The following is a 6,614-nucleotide window of genomic DNA, read 5'->3' as shown; positions in this document are numbered from 1 at the left end:
CCCCCCCCACCCCCCCCCCCTCCCCCCCCTCCTCCCCTCCCCCCCCCCCCCCCCCCCCCCCCTCCCCCCCCCCGCCCCCCCCCCCCCCCCCCCCCCCCCCCCCCCCCCCCCTCCCCCGGTGCGTTGTGCGGGTCGGCGGGCCGTGTCAGCGGCCGGTGCCGCCGTCGGCGTTGGGGCCGGCGTAGTCCTCGCCGTAGGCGCCCTTGGCGGGGCGGCGGCGGCGCATGGGCGGCTCGACGCCGTCCGCGAGGCGGCGGGCCGTGAGCAGGAAGCCGGTGTGGCCGATCATCCGGTGGTCCGGGCGGACGGCCAGGCCCTCGATGTGCCAGTTGCGGATCATCGTCTCCCAGGAGGTCGGCTCGTTGAAGCAGCCGATCTCGCGGATGGACTCGACGGTCCGGGCGAGCTGGGTGGTGGTCGCCACGTAGCAGCACAGGATGCCACCGGGGACCAGCGCCTTGGAGACGGCCTCCAGGCACTCCCAGGGGGCGAGCATGTCGAGGATGACGCGGTCGACGTCGGCGTCGGACAGGTTGTCCTGGAGGTCGCCGACGGTGAGCTGCCAGGCGGGGTGCGGGCCGCCGAAGTAGCGCTCCACGTTCGCCTGGGCGATCTCGGCGAAGTCCGCGCGGCGCTCGTAGCTGTGCAGCATGCCCTGGTCGCCGATGGCGCGCAGCAGGAAGCTGCTGAGCGAGCCGGAGCCGACACCGGCCTCCACGACGCGGGCGCCGGGGAAGATGTCGGCGAAGGCGAGGATCTGCCCCGCGTCCTTCGGGTAGACGACGGCTGCCCCGCGGGGCATGGACAGGACGTAGTCGGGGAGCAGGGGGCGCAGCGCGAGATAGGCGACGTTTCCCGTGGTGCGGACAACGCTGCCCTCGGGAGCACCGATCAGTTCGTCGTGGGGGAAGGAACCCTTGTGGGTGTGGAAGTTCTTCCCGGCCTCGAGCGTGAACGTGTAGTGGCGGCCCTTGGGGTCGGTCAGCTGTACCTGGTCCCCGACCTTGAAGGGCCCGCGCCTGCGGGCGGCACCGGTCGGTTCGGACATGTGACCAGCCTACCGGCACCTGGGAGGGCCTCCGACCACGGTCCGCCGGCTACCGGCTAGGAGGGACGGGCCATGGCCTTCACGAAGGCTCGTTCCACGTCGGCCGCGGACAGGACGCCGTAGATCTCGCCGGTCTCCTCGACCACCAGGTACTCGGTCGCGGGGGTGGCCCGGAGCGCGTCCAGGAGCTCCTCGCCGGACAGTTCCGCGGAGACGCGCATGCCGTCGGTCAGGTCCTGGGCGAGGCCGCTGACCGCGACCCAGGGGCGGCGGTGTTCGGGTACGCCCACGATGGCGGCCTCGCGGACGAGGGAGACGGGGTTGCCATGGGCGTCGACGACGACCAGGGCGCGGGCGCCGGCGGCGTTGGCGCGGCGCAGGGCCTCCGAGAGGGGGGTGTGGGTCTCGACCGGGACGGCACGGCGGGTGAGCGCGCGGGCGCGCAGTTCGGGGAGGTGCTCACGCAGTCGGGCCATGCGCAGACTGTTGCCGGCGCCGGTCCAGATGATCGCGGCGAGGATGGCGGCGAGCAGGGCGTCCAGGACGGTGTCCATGCCGACGTTGTCCACGGCGTCGGTGCCGAGGGCGCCGGACTGGGTCAGCAGGGGCAGGCCGATCAGGACGGAGACGGCGAGGGCGCGGCCGACCCAGGCGGCGGCGACGGTGCCGGTCATCGGCTTGCCGGTGATCTTCCACACGACCGCGCGGAGCATGCGGCCGCCGTCCAGGGGCAGGCCGGGCAGGAGGTTGAAGGCGGCCACGATCAGGTTGGAGATCATCAGGCCGGCCAGCAGGACGCCCGGAACCGTGCCGGGTTCCACGGCCTGCACGGCGGCGTAGAAGACGCCGGCCAGGGCGAGGGAGAGCAGCGGTCCGACGAAGGCGAGCACGAACTCCCGGCCGGGGGTCTCCGCCTCCTTCTCGATCTCGGAGACGCCGCCGAAGAACTGGAGCTGGATGCGGCGGACGGGGAGCTTGAAGCGGAGGGCGGCGACCGTGTGGGCCAGCTCGTGCACCAGCACGGACGCGTAGAAGGCGACCGCGAAGAACAGGGAGACCAGGTACCGGGCGGCGCCGAGCTCGGGCAGCACGCGCTCCAGCTGTCCGCCGAACACCCAGGTGATCAGCGCGGCGACGAGGAACCAGCTGGGCGCGACGTAGACGGGCACGCCGAACGGCCGTCCCATCAGCAGTCCGCCTCGCGGCTCCGGGCGCTGGGGCGCGGGGCCCTTGCCGTCGGCCGAGTGCGCGAGGTGGCGGTCACCGGTGCCCGGGGTGGCGTGCCGGCTGGTCGCATCGGGCCTGCCCGCGGCGGGGTCCGTGTGCGGACCGGTGGCGTAGGCACGGTCGGGGTGCGCGGCGCCCTGCGCCGGCCGGCTGCTGTCGTGGTCGCCGTGGGTGTCGGCTTCGGGTCGGTCTCGGTGCGCGTCGGCATCCGGCGAGCGGCTGCCGTCGTCCTCGCCGTGGGCGGGTGGCTTACGAAGGGCATCGGTCACCGGGCGGTCCGCGTCGCCCTCTGCGCGGCTGCTGTCGGCGTCCCCGCCGCGAGCGGCGGCCGCCTCGGCGCCGTCGGGATGCTCGCCGGGTGCCGCTTGCGGAGGGCCGTCGGTGGTGGTGGCCGGGTCCGGGCCCGGTGCCGGGGCTCCCGGCCGCGCGGCCGGGCGGTCGGCGTCAGGGGCCTCGTCCGCCGCCGGTCCGGGTGTCTGCAAAGACGGGCGGTCGTCCGGCCGGGTCGGCGGCGTCGTGGCAGGGGCGTCGTCGTCGCTCGTGGAGGTGAACCGCCGTACGTCCGTGGACTGTTCGTCGGCGGAGGTGGGGTCGGTGGCCCGGGCCGGAGGCCCTGCGTGGCGCTCGGCCGACTCCTCGTTGCCGGACCGCGGCTGCCCGCGCCCGCCGCTCTCGTCCACCGGTGTCCCCTCGTTCGCATCGTCTCCCGCGCCTGCCGGACGGGAGGGTCTCGAGTCGATGGTATGCGTCCGGCGAGGTGCCTTCCGCCCCGGCACCCCTGAGTTTCCCTCGGTCCCCTCTCCCGACTCCCGTCCGCGGCGAGACCGCGGCTGGGTCACTGTCAGTGGCGGCCCGTATGGTCTGGGGCATGGAGACGAGCACCGAAGGCGCGGCGCAGCCCGACAGCAGCCCTGCCGCGGCGGTGGATCCGCCGGCCCCGTCCGGGCTTGTGGAGGCGGCCGTCGAGACGGCGGAGACAGCAGTGGAGAAGGCGGCCGAGACCGCTGCCGAGACCGCGCCCCCGGCCATACCGCCCGCCTCTCTGTCCCCCTCGCGTGCCAGTGACTTCATGCAGTGCCCGCTGCTCTACCGCTTCCGGGTCATCGACCGGCTGCCGGAGAAGCCGAGCGAGGCGGCGACCAGAGGGACGCTGGTGCACGCGGTCCTGGAGCGCCTCTTCGACGCCCCGGCGGCGGAGCGCACGGCACCGCGGGCGAAGTCGCTGATCCCGGGCCAGTGGGACCGGCTGCGGGAGACGCGGCCGGAGGTCGTCGAGCTGTTCGCCGACGATCCGCAGGGCGAGCGGCTGGCGCGCTGGCTGGGCGAGGCCGAGCAGCTCGTCGAGCGCTGGTTCAGCCTGGAGGATCCCAGCCGTCTCGAGCCGGCCGAGCGGGAGCTGTTCGTCGAGGCCGAGCTGGAGTCCGGGCTGCGGCTGCGCGGGATCATCGACCGGGTCGACGTGGCGCCCACGGGCGAGGTCCGGATCGTCGACTACAAGACGGGCAAGGCCCCCAGGCCCGAGTACTCCGAGGGCGCCCTGTTCCAGATGAAGTTCTACGCCCTGGTCGTGTGGCGGCTGAAGAACGTGGTACCGAGGCGGCTCCAGCTGGTCTACCTCGGCAGCGGTCAGGTGCTGACGTACGACCCCGTCCTCGCCGACCTGGAGCGGGTCGAGCGCAAGCTGCTCGCGCTGTGGGAGGCGATCCGGCTGGCGACGGAGACGGGCGACTGGCGGCCGCGCCCCACGAAGCTGTGCGGCTGGTGCGACCACCAGGCCCACTGCCCGGAGTTCGGCGGCACTCCCCCGCCGTACCCGCTGCCGCTGCGGGCGACCGGCCAGGGCGGCTGAGTCCGGCGGCCTGGCGCAGGGCAGAATGGGGCCGGACTAGCGAAGGAGACTTACGTGGCCATCCGCGTCCTACTGGTCGACGACCAGCCCCTGCTCCGTACGGGCTTCCGGATGATCCTGGAGGCCGAGCAGGACCTCGCGGTCGTCGGCGAGGCCGGAGACGGCCTCCAGGCGCTGGACCAGGTGCGGGCGCTGCAGCCCGATGTGGTCCTGATGGACATCCGCATGCCGCGGATGGACGGTGTGGAGGCGACCCGTCAGATCACCGGCCCCGGGCGGGACGGTCCGGCCAAAGTCCTGGTGCTGACCACCTTCGACCTCGACGAGTACGTGGTGGAGGCCCTGCGGGCCGGTGCCAGCGGCTTCCTGCTGAAGGACGCCCCGGCCAACGAGCTGGTGCAGGCGATCCGGGTCGTGGCCGCGGGTGAGGCGATGCTCGCGCCGAGCATCACCAGGCGGCTGCTCGACAAGTACGCCACGCATCTGCCCTCGGGCGAGGAGCCGGTGCCGGACACGCTGCACACGCTCACCGACCGCGAGGTGGAGGTGCTGAAGCTGGTGGCGCGCGGGCTGTCCAACGCCGAGATCGCCGCCGACCTGTTCGTCAGCGAGACCACCGTCAAGACGCACGTGGGGCATGTGCTCACCAAACTGGGCCTGCGCGACCGCGTGCAGGCCGCGGTGTACGCCTACGAGAGCGGGCTGGTGCGCCCCGGCGCGCAGTAGCCTCCCACCACCCGGAAACACGAAGAGGGCGCCCCCTGCCGAGCAGGGGGCGCCCTCTTCCTTCACGCACGCGGGTGCGTCAGGCGTCCTTGCTCAGCTCCCAGAAGCGGAACACGGTGGACGCGTCGAGGCAGTACTCCAGTCCGTACACGCCGTCGCGGACGACCGCGTACTGCTTGGCCTGCCACACCGGCAGGACGGGCAGCTCGTCGGCGACGATGTCCTGGAGCTCGCCGAACTCCTTTTCGGTGGAGGCGCGGTTGGTCAGGGCGGCGGTGCGCGGGATGAGCGTGCCGGTGATGGTGCCGTTGTCGTAGTTGTTGTCCAGCACGTTGTCCTTGCCGAAGAAGGGGGCCGTGAAGTTGTCGGCGTCCGGGTAGTCGGGCACCCAGCCCTTCACGTAGACGCCGTACTTGCCGGCGGCGATGTCCTTCTCGTACTGCCCGAAGGGGACGGACTTGACGGTGGCGTCGAACAGGCCGCTCGCGTTGAGCTGGCCGGCGATGGCGTTCAGCTCCTGGTCGGTGGCGGGGCCGTAGCGGGACGGCGTCGACCAAAGGGTGAGCTTCACCTTGCCGTTGATGCCGTCGGCGCGCAGTGCGTCGGCCGCCTTGGACTTGGAGGGGCGTGCGCCGTAGGTGTCGAAGAAGGCCGTGTTGTGGCCGGCGATGCCCGCCGGGATGATCGAGTACAGCGGGGTCGCGGTGCCCTGGTAGACGTCCTTGATGAGGGCTTCGCGGTCGAGCAGGTGGGCGATGGCCTTGCGCACGCCGGGCTTTCCGGCGACCGGGTCGTCCATGTTGAACACCAGGTGCTGGACCTCGGCGCTGCTGCCCTCGACGACCTCGACGCCGGTGCCGTCGTCGGCCTTCTCCATGTCCGCGATGTCGCCGGCGGTGAGGCCGCGGTAGGCGATGTCGACGTCCCCGGCCTGGATCGCCTGCTTCAGGGCGGTCTGATCGCCGTCGAAGAACTTGAGCGTCACGCCGGCGTTCTTCACCTCGGCGGTGCCCTTGTAGTTCTCGTTGACGGAGAAGACGGCCTGCTGTTCGTCGATCGAGTCGAGCTGGTAGGGGCCGGAGCCGACGGCCTTGCCGTCCTTGCGCAGCCCGTCCGCGTCGTACTGGCGGTGGTCGACGATGGAGCCGGCGCCGGAGGCGATCTTGCTCGGGAAGGTGGCGTCGGCCGTGTTGAGCCGGAAGACGACCGTCTTCTCGTCGGGCGTCTCGACCTTGTCCAGCGTCGGGAACATGATCGCGGGCCCGTCGGGGTCGTTGATCTTCAGCATGCGGTCAAAGGAGAACTTGACGTCCTCGGAAGTGAGCTGGTCACCGTTGCTGAACTTGAGGCCGTCCTTCAGCGTGCACTTGTAGACCGTGGTCTGCGTGTCGCTGAAGGAGCAGCTCTCGGCTGCCTCCGGCTGGGGTTCCGTGGCGCCCTTGGGGAAGCTGAGCAGCGACTGGAAGACGTTGTTGAACAACAGCCAGGAGCCGGGGTCGTAGCCGGATGCAGGGTCGGTGGCCAGGACGTCGTCGGACATCCCCACCACCACGTTGGAGCCGTCCCCCGCGGAGTCTCCGGCCTCCGTTCCACAGCCGGTCAGCAGGCCGGAGGCAAGCCCCGCCACGAGGGGCAGGACCGGCCACTGGTTGCGTATGTTCACGTGTGTGCCCTGTCGTCGGTTCTCGAGAACGCCCGGAGCATGTCCCTGGCTCCGGGCACGGTTCCCCGGGGGCCGCGGTCACCGGCCCCGGGGTTCCCATG

Annotated in this window: 4 protein-coding genes and 1 pseudogene; 2 read left to right on the top strand and 3 right to left on the bottom strand. The window is 72.2% G+C overall.

The features are described 5' to 3' along the window. Positions 1-145: 145 nt before the first annotated feature. Both AC07F0_RS32810 and AC07F0_RS32805 read right to left on the bottom strand, forming a co-directional pair. Positions 146-1,048, bottom strand: a complete 903-nt coding sequence (locus tag AC07F0_RS32810) for a tRNA (adenine-N1)-methyltransferase (protein ID WP_020274881.1) — start codon at positions 1,046-1,048, stop codon at positions 146-148. Positions 1,049-1,104: 56 nt separating this feature from the next. Beyond that, positions 1,105-2,955 carry a site-2 protease family protein gene (locus tag AC07F0_RS32805; protein ID WP_478983604.1) on the bottom strand — a complete coding sequence of 617 codons (1,851 nt, stop codon included), beginning with the start codon at positions 2,953-2,955 and terminating at the stop codon, positions 1,105-1,107. Positions 2,956-3,143: 188 nt separating this feature from the next. On the opposite strand from AC07F0_RS32805, the pseudogene AC07F0_RS32800 reads away from it, so the two are divergent. Together AC07F0_RS32800 and AC07F0_RS32795 are read left to right on the top strand one after the other, a co-directional pair. Next, positions 3,144-4,164, top strand: a pseudogene (locus AC07F0_RS32800) (RecB family exonuclease). 14 nt (positions 4,165-4,178) lie between these two features. Continuing rightward, positions 4,179-4,850 carry a response regulator gene (locus AC07F0_RS32795; protein WP_010045368.1) on the top strand — a complete coding sequence of 224 codons (672 nt, stop codon included), beginning with the start codon at positions 4,179-4,181 and terminating at the stop codon, positions 4,848-4,850. 79 nt (positions 4,851-4,929) lie between these two features. Here the strand turns inward: AC07F0_RS32795 and AC07F0_RS32790 are convergent, their stop codons facing one another. Next, positions 4,930-6,513, bottom strand: coding sequence for an ABC transporter substrate-binding protein (locus AC07F0_RS32790; protein ID WP_478983603.1), 1,584 nt, complete (start codon positions 6,511-6,513; stop codon positions 4,930-4,932). Positions 6,514-6,614 lie beyond the last annotated feature (101 nt).

The sequence above is a fragment of the Streptomyces sp. NPDC045955 genome (assembly GCF_056430805.1).
Note: the sequence above shows the minus strand (reverse complement) of the source record. Positions and strands in the feature narration are given on the sequence as shown.